This window comes from Pseudomonas sp. FeS53a (genome assembly GCF_000931385.1).
GTDB lineage: Bacteria > Pseudomonadota > Gammaproteobacteria > Pseudomonadales > Pseudomonadaceae > Metapseudomonas > Metapseudomonas otitidis.
Window position 1 is genome coordinate 1 of the sequence record NZ_JYFT01000022.1, and the last position, 14,935, is coordinate 14,935.

At 68.1% G+C, this 14,935-nt stretch carries 16 protein-coding genes; 3 read left to right on the forward strand and 13 right to left on the reverse strand.

What is annotated here, in order from left to right; genetic code table 11:
- Positions 1-272: 272 nt before the first annotated feature.
- From SZ55_RS27925 to SZ55_RS07565, 7 genes are all read right to left on the reverse strand, one after another.
- A complete protein-coding gene (locus SZ55_RS27925; RefSeq protein ID WP_152644450.1) occupies positions 273-932 on the reverse strand; it encodes a hypothetical protein in 660 nt (219 codons plus the stop codon).
- Positions 933-984: 52 nt separating this feature from the next.
- On the reverse strand, positions 985-1,380 hold the full coding sequence (locus SZ55_RS27930) for a GFA family protein (protein WP_152644451.1): 396 nt from the start codon (positions 1,378-1,380) through the stop codon (positions 985-987).
- 151 nt (positions 1,381-1,531) lie between these two features.
- On the reverse strand, positions 1,532-1,906 hold the full coding sequence (locus SZ55_RS07545) for a cupin domain-containing protein (RefSeq protein WP_044403666.1): 375 nt from the start codon (positions 1,904-1,906) through the stop codon (positions 1,532-1,534).
- Positions 1,907-1,998: 92 nt separating this feature from the next.
- Complete coding sequence (locus SZ55_RS07550) at positions 1,999-2,421, reverse strand: DUF1801 domain-containing protein (RefSeq protein ID WP_044403668.1); 423 nt, start codon at positions 2,419-2,421, stop codon at positions 1,999-2,001.
- Positions 2,422-2,518: 97 nt separating this feature from the next.
- Complete coding sequence (locus SZ55_RS07555; RefSeq protein ID WP_044403670.1) at positions 2,519-3,562, reverse strand: hypothetical protein; 1,044 nt, start codon at positions 3,560-3,562, stop codon at positions 2,519-2,521.
- 143 nt (positions 3,563-3,705) lie between these two features.
- The gene (locus tag SZ55_RS07560; RefSeq protein WP_044403672.1) at positions 3,706-4,836 is read right to left on the reverse strand and encodes a M14 family metallopeptidase; all 1,131 of its coding nucleotides are present in this window, start codon (positions 4,834-4,836) and stop codon (positions 3,706-3,708) included.
- A 98-nt stretch (positions 4,837-4,934) separates the two neighbouring features.
- The gene (locus SZ55_RS07565) at positions 4,935-5,588 is read right to left on the reverse strand and encodes a YceH family protein (protein WP_044403674.1); all 654 of its coding nucleotides are present in this window, start codon (positions 5,586-5,588) and stop codon (positions 4,935-4,937) included.
- Between the two features lie 60 nt (positions 5,589-5,648).
- Here SZ55_RS07565 and SZ55_RS27935 point away from each other — a divergent pair, with 60 nt between their 5' ends.
- The 3 genes from SZ55_RS27935 (at position 5,649) to SZ55_RS07575 (ending at position 8,702) form a co-directional block, all read left to right on the forward strand.
- Positions 5,649-5,939: a hypothetical protein gene (locus SZ55_RS27935; protein WP_152644452.1), complete on the forward strand. Its 291-nt coding sequence runs from the start codon at positions 5,649-5,651 to the stop codon at positions 5,937-5,939.
- Positions 5,940-6,022: 83 nt separating this feature from the next.
- A complete protein-coding gene (locus SZ55_RS07570; RefSeq protein WP_044403676.1) occupies positions 6,023-6,514 on the forward strand; it encodes a hypothetical protein in 492 nt (163 codons plus the stop codon).
- Positions 6,515-6,746: 232 nt separating this feature from the next.
- Positions 6,747-8,702, forward strand: a complete 1,956-nt coding sequence (locus SZ55_RS07575) for an acetoacetate--CoA ligase (RefSeq protein WP_044403679.1) — start codon at positions 6,747-6,749, stop codon at positions 8,700-8,702.
- A 517-nt stretch (positions 8,703-9,219) separates the two neighbouring features.
- Here the strand turns inward: SZ55_RS07575 and SZ55_RS07580 are convergent.
- The 6 genes from SZ55_RS07580 to SZ55_RS07605 all read right to left on the reverse strand — a co-directional run bounded on the left by SZ55_RS07580 (position 9,220) and on the right by SZ55_RS07605 (position 14,880).
- Positions 9,220-9,471 (reverse strand): DUF2790 domain-containing protein, encoded by a 252-nt coding sequence (locus SZ55_RS07580; RefSeq protein ID WP_044403681.1) that lies wholly within the window; start codon positions 9,469-9,471, stop codon positions 9,220-9,222.
- Between the two features lie 190 nt (positions 9,472-9,661).
- Positions 9,662-9,916: a DUF2790 domain-containing protein gene (locus SZ55_RS07585; RefSeq protein WP_044403683.1), complete on the reverse strand. Its 255-nt coding sequence runs from the start codon at positions 9,914-9,916 to the stop codon at positions 9,662-9,664.
- Between the two features lie 206 nt (positions 9,917-10,122).
- Positions 10,123-11,004 (reverse strand): efflux RND transporter periplasmic adaptor subunit, encoded by an 882-nt coding sequence (locus SZ55_RS07590; protein WP_044403685.1) that lies wholly within the window; start codon positions 11,002-11,004, stop codon positions 10,123-10,125.
- 6 nt (positions 11,005-11,010) lie between these two features.
- Positions 11,011-11,211 (reverse strand): DUF1656 domain-containing protein, encoded by a 201-nt coding sequence (locus SZ55_RS07595; protein ID WP_044403687.1) that lies wholly within the window; start codon positions 11,209-11,211, stop codon positions 11,011-11,013.
- Positions 11,201-13,381 carry an FUSC family protein gene (locus SZ55_RS07600; RefSeq protein WP_044403689.1) on the reverse strand — a complete coding sequence of 727 codons (2,181 nt, stop codon included), beginning with the start codon at positions 13,379-13,381 and terminating at the stop codon, positions 11,201-11,203. The genes SZ55_RS07595 and SZ55_RS07600 overlap by 11 nt, the downstream gene beginning before the upstream one ends.
- Positions 13,378-14,880, reverse strand: coding sequence for an efflux transporter outer membrane subunit (locus tag SZ55_RS07605; RefSeq protein WP_044403691.1), 1,503 nt, complete (start codon positions 14,878-14,880; stop codon positions 13,378-13,380). The genes SZ55_RS07600 and SZ55_RS07605 overlap by 4 nt, the downstream gene beginning before the upstream one ends.
- Positions 14,881-14,935: the final 55 nt, after the last annotated feature.

The window sequence follows — 14,935 nt, forward strand, 5'->3', positions numbered from 1 at the left end:
GTGCGGGCGGTTTTGCGGGGTGACGCGGGTGGGCGGGCGTAGGGTGGACCGCGCTTTATCGGTCCACCGTTTGGTGTGAGCTGGGCATGGCGGTGGGACGGTCGGCGCGGCTTGGGGTTGATGCGGTTCGCTGAGCTCACCGCATCCTACGGGTGCCATGCCGTGTGGTGGGGGTTGTGGGGCGTTGGTGCGTGCAGGTCCGCTCCCGGGCTGAAACCCGGGCTACGAGCGCATCGCGAATGGGTTCGCTGCCACTAGGTAAGCGAGGTGTTTCAGCCGAAGTGCATGTCGACCAGTTGCATGGCCGGAGCAGGCCTGTCGGAGTGGATATTGCAGAGCTTCACATTTCCGAATCCGAAGCGCGTATGGCACTGGACGTACCACCTCCAGACACCCCCCATGAATGCACCCACGAAGGTGTATTCGAGGTAATCCTGCTTGTATTGGTTGTTCTCCGCATCCCAATCCAGCGACAGCCTGGAGTCGAAACCCACCTCGATGGAACTGTCCAGTTTGACGACCGATGCAGCGCGCTTTGCGAATAGGCCGTTGCCATTCTTCAGATCAGCTGCGACATGAGCGACCTGTTGTGCGCCAACCGCGATGTAGCACCCTGTGAGCATCGAAGTGAAGACGAAGTCGGCCCTTCGCTCAGCGATGCTGGTGACCGCAACAGCACCAGGGGCGTAGTCCACCCAATACCCCCTCAAAGGTGCTTCAGCCCCCGACTGGGGCTCAGTGCCTTGCTTTAGATGACGCACCAGTTCGACACCTGAACTGCCAGCGCGGATATCAAATTCGGCCACCTTGTGTTCATCAAGCCGCAACAGAAACATGTCCGTACCCCACTCACCCTTGGTACCGATCTGCAGGGGGTAGCGCAGCAGGAAGCCGAGCACGTCATCCCGAAATTCCTTGTTATATCTCTGCATGGAGTGGAAATCCTTCGCAGTGTGTGGGTGGGGTGAGCCTTGTCCTGGGGCCTCAGGCGTCGTTGGCCGAGAGGTGCCACCAGGCTGGCCGGCGGTCGACGAAGGCGTGAGCGGTCGGTGCAAGCGCGGGGTGGTGGTTGTCGTCGAGGCTGCCGAGCAGCAGGCCGAGGGTGTCGCCGTCGTCCAGGGCGCCGAGGGTGCTGCCGCAGTGCCGGCAGAACGCGCGGGAAGACTGGGCAGAGGAGCGGTAGCGGGCGGGCTCGCCGTCGGGGCCGGTCCAGGTGATGGCGGCCTTGGGCAGTTCCATCCAGCACAGGGTGAGGCTGCCGGAATGACGCTGGCAGGTGAGGCAGGAGCAGGTGTGCACGCTGACGTCGTGCTCGGGAAGGCGCGCGCTGAAACGGATGGCACCGCAGAGGCAGCCGCCGGTGAAGGTGAGGTCGCCCATGCCGGGCCTCCTTGCCGTGTGGAATTGGGCTTGGAGTGTAGGCGTGCCGCTTCGCTTCGGTAAGGCCCCTCCTCGGCCGGTATTGGGGCGTTTGCGGGCGTTGGCTGGTAGGGGTAGCCCGGGCTTCAGCCCGGGACGGGCTGGCAGGCGGTCAGATCCAGACGTCGTTCTGCGCGGTGCGTTCGCCGCCTTCTTCGCCGGTGTTGAGCACGCCACGGGGTTCGATGAGCAGCATCTTCACTTCGCGTTCGGCATAGGGCTTGTGTTCGACGCCCTTGGGCACGACGTACAGCTCGCCGGGGCCGAGCAGGACGGCGCCGTCGCGGAGGTCGATGCGCAACTGGCCTTCGATCACCAGGAAGGCTTCGTCGGTGTCGGCGTGGGAATGCCAGATGAAGTCGCCTTCGTTGCGTACGACCTTGAACTGGTAGTCGTTCATTTCGGCGATGACTTTCGGGGTCCACTGTTCGCTGAACAGGGAGAGCTTGTGCTGCAGGTTGATGCTCGGGTGGGTCGGCTGGCGCACGACGCGGCTCCTGGCTGATGGGTGAGCTGCGAGGGTAGCGAGAGCCGCTGCGATGCGCTTGTACGATCCTGCGGTTTGTCGCAGGGGGCCGGTCACCCGCTGCGCTGTCGGGGTTTGCCGGGACGTGCGGTGTTGAGCGCTACGGCAGCCTTGAACAGGGCCTGCAGGGCGGCTTCGTCAAGGCGGTCCCCCTGATGGATGTCGATGGCGCGGCGGGTGCTGCCCTCCAGGCTGGCGCTGAACAGCCCGGCCGGGTCGTCCAGTGCGGCCCCCTTGGCGAAGGTGAGCTTCACGGCGCTCTTGTAGGTCTCGCCGGTGCAGACGATGCCGGCGTGGGACCACACCGGTACGCCCCGCCACTTCCACTCTTCGACCACCTCCGGGTCGGCGGCGTGAATGGCGGCGCGCACCCGCGCGAGGGTTTCGCCCCGCCAGTCACCCAGCTCGGCGATGCGGGCGTCGATCAGACGGGGCGCGTCGATGGCGCTCCCATGGGTGTTGCTGTCCTGGTCCATCGCGGCGGCTCCTGGCATGCATGGCGATCAGGAGCCTGATTGAAGACCAGCCCGTCCTGGCGCGCCATTCCGCGTGAGACGAGCGACCGCGTCGGACCTACGGGGTCAGCGACAGCGGTACACCCCAGATCGGGTCCTGCTTGCCCTGCTGGCGCAGCGGGGTGATCTGCAGGGGCTGGATCCGCGACAGCAGCGCCTGGTGCCTGTCACTGAGGATGCGCTGGGCGATGAGGGAGGTGGTGAAGTCCATGGGCGCGGGCCAGGTGTAGACGGTGAGGTTCTCCAGCGGGCATTCGACCTTTTCCGGGGCGATGGCCCGGCATTTGGACGCCTGGTATCGGTAGCCCGGGGTGCGCAGGTGCATGCGTGGGGCCAGCAGCAGTTGACCGCCCTGGACGGTGAAGCTGGCGAGGGCCTTGTCGGCCGGCAGGCGCGACTGGACCTTGATGGAGGGGACGTCGCGGGAGTCGGTCTGCTGGTAGTAGCCGGCCCCCGAGCGCTGGGTGGTCTCGCTGTATTGCTGTTCGCCCCAGGCGACACAGGCGCCCGAGGCCATGTGCACGGCGGTGCAGACGGCCTGGCTCCTGGTTTCGGTGCCGTAGGTGGCGTCCTTCCATACGTCTTCGCGGTAGTACTCGCGGTACAGCTCGGTGGACAGGTACGCGGTGCCGTTGGGGCCGCTGCCGGAGCCGGGTGGGCCGCTGCGGGCGCCGACTTCGTCGAGCACGCCACGGATCTGGTAGTCGTCGCCGCCGGTGAGCAGGTACTTGCCGGGCGGCAGGATGTGCACTTCGAAGGCCTTGAACAGGTAGGTGGCGTTGCGATCCCGCTGCAGTTCGTTGGTCTGGAACCTGCGGCCGAAGGTGATCGTCGGGTCCTGCTCGTTCTGCCAGATCACCGTGGGCGTCCACTGGGTCATGTCCAACCCGTCGTTCAGGGTCTTGTGGGGGTTCACGTCGGCCACCAGCACCACGGCCTTGTTGGCCTTGAGGGCGGCGTCGATCTCGTCCAGCAGTTGCGCGTAGCGCGGGTCGTCCATGGTGCCGGGGCTGCCGACGTAGGGCTCGGGCACGCAGCCGGAAAGGGACAGGGCGAGCAGCACGGCGGCCGGCAGGGCGGAGAGCAGGCGAGGCAGTCTCATGCATCGTTCCTTGATGGGGGCGGACCGGGCATATTCCGTCGACCGGGGGCGGGGCGAAATAGTGCAGATGAACTAGCGCGGGGCTGAACGCGGCGGGGCTCCGCCTGGTACGCCCTCCCCGGTTGCCGGGGAGGGCCTTGGGGTCAGCGCAGGCCGTGGACCATGGCGGCGGCGACGCTGAGCACGTCCTGGCCGAGCTTCATGGAACGCTTGCCGTTCCAGCCGGTTTCCGGGGCGGGGTTGTCGTCGTGGTCCTTGAAGGGCATTTCGATGGTGAAGGACAGGCAGTCGAACTCCAGACCGACGGCGTTGCAGGCCAGGGTGATGTTGGCCTGGCCGGGCTCGTCGCGGGGGTAGCCGTAGCGGGTCTGGAACTCGGCGCCCATGTCGACGAGGCGGCGGCGGAACTCTTCTTCCAGGGCGGCGAGGCGCGGGGTGTAGCCGGGGTTGCCTTCGCAGCCGGCGGTGAACACGTGGGGGATTTCCTCGTCGCCATGGATGTCGAGGAACAGGTCGACACCGATGCGGCGCATCTGCTGCTGGACGAAGTGGACTTCGGGGGTCTCCGCTTCGCTGGCCGATTGCCAGGCGCGGTTGAGGTCCTTGCCGGCGGCGTTGGTGCGCAGGTGGCCTCGGTAGGCGCCGTCGGGGTTCATGTTGGGGACGAGGTAGAGGTCGGCGGCGTCGAGCAGGCGCTCCAGCTCCGGGTCCTGGCGCTGCTTGAGGCGCTCGATGATGCCTTCCATGAACCATTCGGCCATGTGCTCGCCGGGGTGCTGCTGGGCGATGATCCAGACGCGGCGCTGGGCCTGGGGATTGCGGCTGACCTTGAGCAGGGGGATGTCGCGCCCTTCGAGGCTCTTGCCGGTGGCGACGATCTCGGCGCCGGCCGCTTCGACGGCCTGGCGGATGAGGGCGTCGTGGCGCGCGCGGCTGTAGGGCTCGAAATAAGCGAACCAGATGTGCGACTGGGTGGGCTCCAGGCCGAAGTGCAGGCCGTTCTCGTCGAAGCGGCTGGGCACGCGGAACCAGTTGACCTGGTCATAGGAGGCGGCGGCGTTGTAGCCGGTCCAGGCGTGGGCGTAGGCGGACTGGCCGGCGTTGACCAGGCTGAAGTCGTGGCGGCTGCCGGGGGTCATGCCGTCGACCTTGAAGTGGAACCACTGGAAATGGTGGCTGCGCAGGTCGGGGCGCATGGCGAGAAGGACGTGGCGGGGGTTGCTGGCGTCCTTGACTTCGATGTTGCCGCTGTCGAAATCGGCGCTGATCTTCATGGCTACCTCGGGCTGTGTCAGGGGTGCGCGCAAGAATGGCAGGTCGCCCGGTGCGGGCATATGCACCAGGCGACAAAGGCTTGCGTGATGGGGACGGATCAGTGGCCTTCGAGCCGTGCGAGGCGCTCTTCCAGTTCGGCGATGCGGGCTTCCAGCTGCTCCACGCGGCTCTCCAGGCCGGCGCGGGATTCGCTGCGCTCGGGGGCGTCCTGCCGGGTGGCGAGCAGCGCTTCGAGGTCGGCCGCTTCGCCCAGCAGGTGCATGAAGCGCTCTTCACGCTGGCCGCTCTGGCGCGGCAGTACGGTGGCCAGGCCACGGGCGGCGAGGCGGTCGAGGTGGTGGCGGACCTGGTCCAGGTCGTCGAATTCGTGCATGCGGCCGCTGCGGGTGAGCAGTTCGCCGAGGGTCTGCGGGCCGCGCAGCAGCAACAGGCCGAGCAGGATGAGCTGCGGCTGGACCAGCTCCAGGGTCTTGTCGGCGCGCTGCTCCCAGCGGTCGGCGCGGCTGCCCATCACCAGGCGGGCCAGGCCACGCCCTTCGAGGGTGCGCATGCCCTGCCCCACCTGGCCGGCGGTGAGGTTCATCACCGGTTCGCGGCTGGTCTTCTGGTTGCTGGCCAGCACCAGGGCGTTGAGGGTCAGCGGGTAGGACTCGGGGGTGGTGGCCTGCTTCTCGATCAGGCTGCCGAGCAGGCGGACCTCGACGGCGCTCAGGGGCTCATGGGTGAAGGGCGTTTCGATCTCGCTGGACATGGGGCCATCCATTGGTAGGAAAAGGCCCATAGCCTAGCAGGACGCCCGGCGGCTGCCTGCATGCGCGCAGCGCTCTGGCCCGGTCCGGCCAGCCTCCCCGTCACCACCCGCTGGATGCCGCATGTTTGCGGGCGGCGCCAGACGTTCAATGATCCGAACATGAGCCTGCTATCGATGGCGTGTTTCAGGATATTTCCGGCCATTAAATCGAATTATTCGATTGTTATGATTTCGCGCAAGAGTGTTTTGCATAAGGTTTCAGGTGCTCTTCAAGAGCCAAAAATTAAACATAACTATCTGTTTTTATTGAATAAATTAAGCACTATCAATGAAATCGATGGTCACCATTGACCATCTCCACTTTTTTATCGATTTTATTTCTCTAACATTGCCCTCGTGTTCACTTTCAACCCCACTTCCACGAGGAACCCATCATGAAAATGCGCATCCTTGCCAGCCTGTTCGCCGTCAGCCTGACCGCTACCGCCAGTGCCTTCGCCCTGCCCCAACAAACCCAGCAGGACTCGCTCCTGACCGCTGGCGCCGAACGCGCCGTGAACCCGCCGGTCGCCGAGAACGGCTCTGATCGCACCCCGGGCTTCCGCGTAGCCGAAGACGGCTCCGACCGCACCCCTGGCATCCGCGTCGCTGAAGACGGTTCCGACCGCACCCCTGGCATCCGCGTCGCTGAAGACGGCTCCGACCGCACTCCCGGCATCCGCGTCGCCGAAGACGGCTCCGACCGCACTCCCGGCATCCGCGTCGCCGAAGACGGTTCCGACCGCACCCCTGGCATCCGCGTCGCCGAAGACGGCTCCGACCGCACCCCAGGCATCCGTGTCGCTGAAGATGGCTCCGACCGCACTCCCGGCATCCGCGTGGCCGAAGACGGCTCCGATCGCACCCCCGGTTTCCGTGTCGCCTGAGGCCACACGGACCGGAGCGCATCCCGCCTGAGTCAATGCTGTCGCGAGGCCAGATCGATGCCTGAAACATCCCACGCTTGAAGGCGCCCTGACCGGCGCCTTCGGCGTTTATGGGGCACCGCTCACCTCCCCTGTCCTTATCTCTACGCTCCCGCGCCTGGAACGCACCCGGCTTTCCCCCAGCGCCTGGAGGGCCCATTATTCGGGCATTCCCGTGCACGAGGATGTCCCCATGAGCCAACCCCTCTGGAGCCCGAGCCCCGAGCGAATCGCCGCCACCCGGATGGAAGCCTTCCGCCGCCATGTTGCCGAACGCCATGGCGTGGCCGTGCCCGACTACGCCGCGCTGCACGCCTGGAGCGTGGCGGACCGGCCGGCGTTCTGGTCGACCCTGGCGGAGTGGTTCGAGGTGCGTTTCCACCAGCCGCCCCGCGCGGTACTGGAAGAAGGCCCGGCCATGCCGGATGCGCGCTGGTTTCCCGGTGCGACGCTGAACTTCGCCGAGCACCTGCTGCGGCGCCGCGATGACGCACCGGCGCTGGTGGCGGTGGACGAGGACGGTAGCCGGGTGCAGCTCTCCCATGCCGAGCTGGCCGCCCAGGTCGCCGGGTTGCAGCGCAGCCTGCGGGCGCTGGGCGTCGGGGTGGGAGATCGGGTGGCGGCCTTCATGCCCAACACCTGGCAGACGGTGGTGGGCATGCTCGCCAGCGCCTGCCTGGGGGCTACCTGGTCGTCCTGCTCGCCGGACTTCGGCACCCAGGGGGTGATCGACCGCTTCGGGCAGATCGAGCCCAAGGTGCTGATCGCCGCTGCCGGCTACCACTACGCGGGCAAGACCCTCGACCTCACGCCCAAGCTCAACGAGATCCTAGCCCGCCTGCCCAGCCTGGAGCAGTTGCTGGTGGTGCCCCATGCACGCCCGGACGCCCGGGCGGAAGACTTCCAGACCCCGGCGCGGGTGGCGCTGTGGGGCGACTTCTACCAGCCCGGCGGCGAGCCCGTGTTCGTTCCCGTACCCTTCGACCAGCCGCTCTACATCCTCTACTCCAGCGGCACCACCGGCGTGCCCAAGTGCATCGTCCACGGCGTCGGCGGCGCCCTGCTGCAACACCTGAAGGAGCACGGCCTGCACTGCGACCTGAAGGCCGAGGACACGCTGTTCTACTACACCACCTGCGGCTGGATGATGTGGAACTGGCTGGTCTCCGGCCTCGCCCTGGGCGCCACCCTGGTGCTCTACGACGGCTCGCCTTTCCACCCCACCCCGGAACGCCTGATCGACCTGATCGACGCCGAAGGCATCAGCCTCTTCGGCACCAGCGCCAAGTACATCGCCGCCCTGGAGAAGGCCGGCGTGGAACCCTGCCGCAGCCACCGGCTGGAACGCCTGAAGACGGTGCTTTCCACCGGCTCGCCCCTGGCCCACGAAGGCTTCGACTACCTCTACCGCCACTTCAAGGCGGACCTCTGCGTGTCGTCCATCTCCGGCGGCACCGACATCGTCTCCTGCTTCGCCCTGGGCAACCCGGTGCTGCCGGTGTGGCGTGGCGAGCTGCAATGCAAGGGCCTGGGCATGGATGTGCAGGTGTGGGACGAACAGGGTCAGCGCCTGGTGGGCGAGAAAGGCGAGCTGGTCTGCGCCCGGCACTTCCCGTCGATGCCGGTGGGGTTCTGGAACGACCCGCACGGGGAGAAATTCCACGCGGCCTATTTCGAAACCTTCCCCGGCGTCTGGGCCCACGGCGACTACGCCGAGGAAACCGCCCATGGCGGCTTGGTGATCCACGGCCGCTCGGATGCGGTGCTCAACCCCGGCGGCGTGCGCATCGGCACCGCCGAGATCTACCGCCAGGTGGAGAAGATCGAGGAGGTGCTGGAATCCATCGCCATCGGCCAGGACTGGCAGGGCGACGTACGCGTGGTGTTGTTCGTGCGCCTGCGCGAGGGCGTGGCGCTGGACGAGGCCTTGCAGGCGCGCATCCGCCGGGTGATCCGCGACAACACCACGCCGCGCCATGTGCCGGCGAAGATCGTGGCGGTCAGCGACATCCCCCGCACCATCAGCGGCAAGATCGTCGAGCTGGCGGTGCGCAACGTGGTCCACGGTCGTCCGGTGAAGAACACCGACGCCCTGGCCAACCCCGCCGCACTGGACCAGTTCCGCGACCGCGCGGAATTGGCTGACTGACAGGCACCCGCACGTGGAAAACGGCCGAGGCGGCCACCACCGCCCGGCCTACTCCCATCCAGGGAAAAGACCGACACGGCGGCCGAACGAAGGGAAACTTTACGTCGAGCGTTCGCGAGCAGTGCTCGTTCCCACTACCGCGGCAACCCGAGCCGCCTTGCGCAGGGTGGGCCGGGCGGCGTTCCGCTTCAGCCCACCATCGACGTCGCCCGTGATGCCGGTGGTGGACGTGGATCGCGCCACGTATGCGGTAGCCCGGACTTCAGTCCGGGGCGGCAAGCACCATTCCCGGGCTGAAGCCCGGGCTACGTGTCTGAGTCCGGGCTACGCGCCGCGCTCCGTAGGATGCGGTGAGCTCGGCGAACCGCATCAGGTCGTTGCACGGTACTGCCGGGGACTCCTGTTTGATGGGCTTCGCTGCGCTCAGCGCCATCCTACGGGGTGCTTGAGGCCGGATTGCGGCATGCAAAAAGCCCGGCACGTGGCCGGGCTTTTTTGGGTGGATCAGGGGGACGGCTCAGTTGGAGCAACCGTTGCCGAATACGCGGTACTCCACGCGGTGGATTTCGCCCTGGCGGTCTTCGTAGACCATGTGGGCGGGGACGACCTCGCAGACGTCCGGGATGCGGCTGTGGGAGATGACCTTGGCCACGTCGAGCTTCATGCCGTAGTGGTAGGTCTTGGTCTGGATGCCGTCGTCCATGGCGGGTGTGGTCGCGAGGGCCAGGGGCGAGAGAAGCGCCAGGGCCAGGGCGGTCAGTACTTTCATGGGCAGTCCCCGTAGGTCTGGAGGGTGGTCGCCGGCCGGGTGGCAGGCGGCGAATCCACGCTATCGGCAGCCTGGATGTCCTACAGGCTGTACGCCCGCCCCCACACGGCAGGCACGTCCTACAAAACGCGGGCCCCTGAAACGACAATGCCCGGCTCATCGGGCCGGGCATTTGTCAGGGAGCGGGCGGTCAGCCGTTGGAGCAGCCGTTGCCGAACACCATGTACTCCAGGCGGTGCACCTTGCCCTGGTGGTCCTCGTAGGTCAGGTAGGCCGGCACCACGCCGCATACATCGGGGACCTCGCTGCGGGAAATCACGCGGGCGATGTCCAGATCCATGCCGTACTGGTAGTGCTCGACCTCGGCGGGAACGGTCTGGTCAGGCGAGGCAGCGAAGACGAGCGGAGACAGGCCGGCAAGCGCCAGCAACAGGAAAGCTTTCATGGGTTCTAGTACTCGATTGCCTTGAGAAGGGCTTCGGCCCGCCCTCCACGAGCGGGCCGAAGGTATTGCGCGACACCGCACACGAACGGTGAAGTGGATCAAGCATGTGCCTCTGTCGTGGGAGGCGGAATCCATTCTAATGCCCGCCCCACGGGGCTTACAGGGCGATCCAGCACAAGGACTGTGACGTGCTGGTCAACAATCCCTCAGGCGCCGGGCAGGCCCTGGCGTGACTCGTCCACCACCACCGTGCAGGTCATCCCGGCGGACAGCTCCAGCCCCTCGGGCACCTCGTCCAGGTGGATGCGCACCGGCACCCGCTGGGCCAGGCGCACCCAGTTGAAGGTGGGGTTCACGTCGGCCACCAGCTCGCGGCTTTCCGGGTTGTCGCGGTCGTAGATGCCGCGCGCCACGCTGTCCACGTGGCCGAGCAGGCGCTCGCCGCTCATCAGGCGCATCTCCACCTTCGCGCCCTGGCGGATGCGCGGCAGGCGGGTCTCCTCGAAGTAGCCGTTGACGTAGAAGGAGTGCGCATCCACCAGCGCCATGCCGGCTTGCCCGGCGTGCACGTAGTCGCCCCGGTAGAGGTTGAGGTTGGTCACGTAGCCGTCCACCGGGGCGCGGACTTCGGTGCGTTCCAGGTCCAGCCGTGCGGCGTCGAGCCGGGACAGCGCCTGGCGGTAGCGGGCCATGGCGCCGTCGGCCAGGTGGCCGGCGTCCTCGCGGTTCTCCCGCGAGACCACCAGGTCGTCCATGTCGGCTCGCCGGCGGGCGTTCAGCCGGCGCATCTCCAGGTCGGCCTTGCGCGCGGCCACCTCGGCTTCGGCGTCACGCACGGCCAGCTCGTAGTGGGCACGGTCGATGCGCACCAGCACGTCGCCGGCCTTGACCCGCTGGTTGTCGCGCACCGGGATCTCCACCACCAGCCCGGCCACGTCGGGGGCGATGTTGATCACGTCGGCCCGTACCCGGCCGTCGCGGGTCCAGGGCGAGTCCATGTAGTGCTGCCACAGGCGCTGCACCAACAGCACCGCCAGGGCGAGGATGAGCAGGGTCGCGCCGACACTGATGATTCGTTTCACGGACAGGGTCTCTCAACGGTAGGTGGCCAGGGCCAGGGAGGCGTACAGGCAGGTGAACAGGCAGACCCGCAGCAGCACGGGGTGCCAGGCCAGGCGGTAGAGGCCGAGCCGCGCAGCGACGCGGTCGATCAGCCAGCCGCCGACCAGGGTGATCAGGAACAGCAGGGTCAGGCTCGGCAGGTAGACGCCGTGCACGGCGATTTCACGGGGCATGGGCGGGTACCGGGGCGGTGCCGGCGTCCTGGTGCTCGGCCCAGGGCGCCAGGGGGTCCAGCAGGGAGGTGCGGATGAAGTGCAGGTAGCTCTGCAACCGGCGCAGCGGCGAGGTCTCGAACTGTGGCGCGCAGGGCTCGGGGGTGGCGCGCACCGCCTCGATGGCCTGTTCGACGGCCTGCAGCGCACGCTGGCGATTGACCTCGCCGGGCTGGATCAGCAGGCGGATCAGCGCCCGGCCCATGGCGCGCACGGCGTGGCGCCAGGGCATGGATTCGGCATAGCAGGACAGCGCCGGCAAGCGCGCCTGCTCCAGGCGCAGTTCGATCACCGCGTGCCCCACCTCCTGCACAGCGAACATCCAGCGCAGCAGCCGGCGCTGGATGTCCGGACGCCCGGCGGAGAAGGCATAGGCCTGGGCCAGCAGGTCACGGGTGCCGCTCTCGAAACCGCTCACCAGTCCACGGATGCGCCCGCTGACGGTGTGCACCGCGCACATGCGCAGGTCGTGCTCCAGGCGCCGCCACAGCCAGGGCCGGTTAGGTGGCAGGATCAGCGCAGCCGCCAGGGTCGCCACGGTCATCGACAGCAGCACCGCCAGGTACTCGTTGAGCAGCCGGTAAGGGTCGTACTGCACCAGGTTGCCCGGCAGCGACAGCAGGCAGAACCACACCAGCAGCCCCACGCCGTAGCCGGACCAGGCCGGGCGGGACAGCAGCAGCGCGCCGAGGGCGAAGGTGGGCGCCAGGGCGCAGCAGAGCATGACGAAGCCATCCAGCGAGGGCAGCACGCAGAAGGTGGTGAAGATGCCCGCCAGGGCGCCGCCGGTGGCGCCCAGGGTCAGTTGCAGCGCCAGCCGCTTGGGGTTGGAGGAGGACGAGGCCAGGGCCGAGATCATTCCCACCGTCATGGTGAAGGTCTCCCCGGCGGGCCAGGCGGTGGCCATCCAGAAGGTGCCAAGGGCGAGGATCAGCAGGCTGCTGCGCATCCCCGCCACGGCGGCGGCCAGGGGGTTGGCGCGGGGGCGGAAGCTCTCCTGCCAGTCCTCACGGTGGTGGCGGTGTTCCAGCAGCGAGGCCAGGGTCATGGCGTAGCCGTGGAGGTCGTCGACGAAGCGGAACAGCAGCTCGGCGGCGGTATCGAAATCCAGCGCGCCGGCCTCGTCCACCTGGCGTTCGGCCAACCAGCCGCGCCCGCTGCGGATCAGTTGCATCAGCTCCTGTCGGCAGGCGGCCAGGCGTTCGGCGAACTCTGCCGCCTCGGCGTCGCTGCCCAGGCGCTCGCGCTGCGCGGCCAGCAGCGCCGAGACCTCGCCGAGGCACGGCTGCAAGGCCTCGCGCACCAGATGGGCGCCGCCCAGGTGCAGGCGCTTGAGCAACTGGTGCAAGGCGTGGAAGCGCGTGGAAAGGACCATGAACTCGTTGTTCAGCCGTGCCAGCCGCCCGGCGCGCATGCGCATGTGCGGGTCCTCGAAGGTGGTGGCGTTGCGCATGTTCTCCAGGCCCACGGCCACGGCGGCGAAGCGCGCGTTGAGCGCTTCGAAGCGCTCGCTGTCGAGGCTGCCGGCCAGGCCTTCGCAGGCGAATGCAGCGAAGTCTCGAAAGCGCGCCTGCAAGGTGCCGCGCAGGTCGGCGCTGGTGGTCTGGGGCAGCACCAGGGCGCTGACGAGGCCGGTGCAGAGGATGCCCAGGGTGATCTCCAGCACCCGCCACAGCGCCGACATGAAGGCACCTTCGGGGTGCAGGGTGGCGGGCAGGCCGATGATCACGGCGGTGTAGCCGGCCAGCACGCAGGCGTAGCCACGGAAGTCCCGGTAGCGTGCCGCGCCGGCGGTGCACAGGCCGATCCAGATGGCGATGGCCAGCATGAACAGCACCCGCTCCTGGTTGAACAGGGCGATCAGCGCCACCATCACCGTCAGCCCCAGCAGCGTGCCGATGATGCGGTAGAAGCTCTTGGCCAGAACCTGCCCGCTCTGCGGCTGCATGACGATGAACACGGTGACCAGCACCGTGCCGGGCTGCGGCAGCTCCAGGCGGTAGGCCAGCCACAGGGCGATGAAGGCGGTGAGCAGGGCCTTGAAGATGAAGACCCAGGTGACCCCTTCGGTACGGGCCCAATGGGCGAGGTCACGGCGCAGCGCCGTGGTCCAGGTAGCGTCGATGTTCATGGGCGTGCCAGGCGGAAGCGGGGTTCGGAGGGCGTCAGGTGTTCAGGGGCAGGGCCGGCTTCCTGGGGCAGGCCGCCGCCCAGTTGCAGCAGCAGGTCGGCCTGGGCGGCGAGGCGCCGTGCGCGCACCTGCTGCTCCACGCGCTGGGCCTCGAACAGGGCCGGCTGCGCCTGCAGCACCTCGCTGTAGTCGGTCAGCCCGCGTTGCTGGGCCAGCAGGGTCAGGTCGCAGGCGTGTCGCGCCTGGGCCACGGAGACTTCCGCCAGGCGCTGTTGCTGGTGCAGCGACTCCAGGCGCACCAGGGCATCGGCCACGCCCTTGATGGCCTGCACCAGGGTCTGGTCGTAATGCCCCACTGCCAGGTCGTAGCCGGCGCTGGCTTCGGCCAGTTGGCCGCGCCGCCGCCCGCCGTCGTAGACCGGCAGGGACAGCGCCGGGCCGAGGCCCCAGGTGAGCTTGTCGTAGCGCAGGAAATCCAGCACGCCGCCCTGCACCGCCGAGGTGCCAAGACCGCCGAGCAGGTCGACGTTGGGGTAGAAATCCGCCTTGGCTGCCTCGATGCCCTTGGCTTCGGCCGCCACCTGCCAGCGTGCCGCCACCAGGTCCGGGCGATGGCCGAGCAGTTCCAGGGGCAGGCGCGGCGGCAGGCCGATGTCCCTGAGCAGCGCCAGGCGCGGCCGTGTCATGGCTTCGGCCGCCCCCGGCCCCTCCCCTGCCAGTGCGGCGATCAGGTTGTGATCGAGGGCGATGCTTTCGCGCAGTTCGTCGATCTGCCGCTCCACGGGCGGGATGCCCATTTCCGCGCGGGTCACCTCCAGGCGGGTGCCGATGCCATCGTGGCGACGACGCTTGGCCAGTCCCACCAGTTGCTGGCGCTGGGTCAGCTCGGCCTGGGCGATGTCCAACTGGCTGTGATGGAGCGCGAAGCCGATGTAGGCGCGCACCAGGTTGCCCTGCAGCTCCAGGGCTGCCAGGCGGGCTTCGGCGACGCTGGCCCGGGCACGGTCCACCGCCGCCTCGCCACGGGCACGCTCGCGGCCCCAGAGGTCCAGCGGGTAGCTGAAGCCGAGCTGGCTGGTGTTGTTCCAGGAGCTGGTGCGCGCCAGGTCGCCGGGGCCATAGAAGGCGTCGTCGGGCCAGCGCTTGCGCTGCACGTTGGCGGCCAGGCCGAGGCTGGGCGATTCGTCCGCCTCCACCACGTGGGCCAGGGCCCGCGCCTGGCGGACCCGGGCGGCGGCCATGTCCAGGCTCGGGCTGCCGGCCAGGGCGCGGTCCATCCAGGCGTCCAGCTGCGGGTCGCCGAAGGCTCGCCACCACTGGCTGGCGGGCCAGCCGGCCTGGGCCTCGGCCGAGGCGATGGCGGCCCCCACCTCCAGCGCGGCCGGGTCGGGGACCTGGCTGGCCGGGGCGATGCCGTTGGAGTCGATGCAGGAACAGAGGAGCGGGAAACAGACGTACAGGCTGACCCGGAGCAAGCCGGGCCGATCGATGCGGGGCACGTGCGGCGAATCCTGATGGCAAGGGCTCTGGTGGCCCGTAACGGCGGCGATTCTA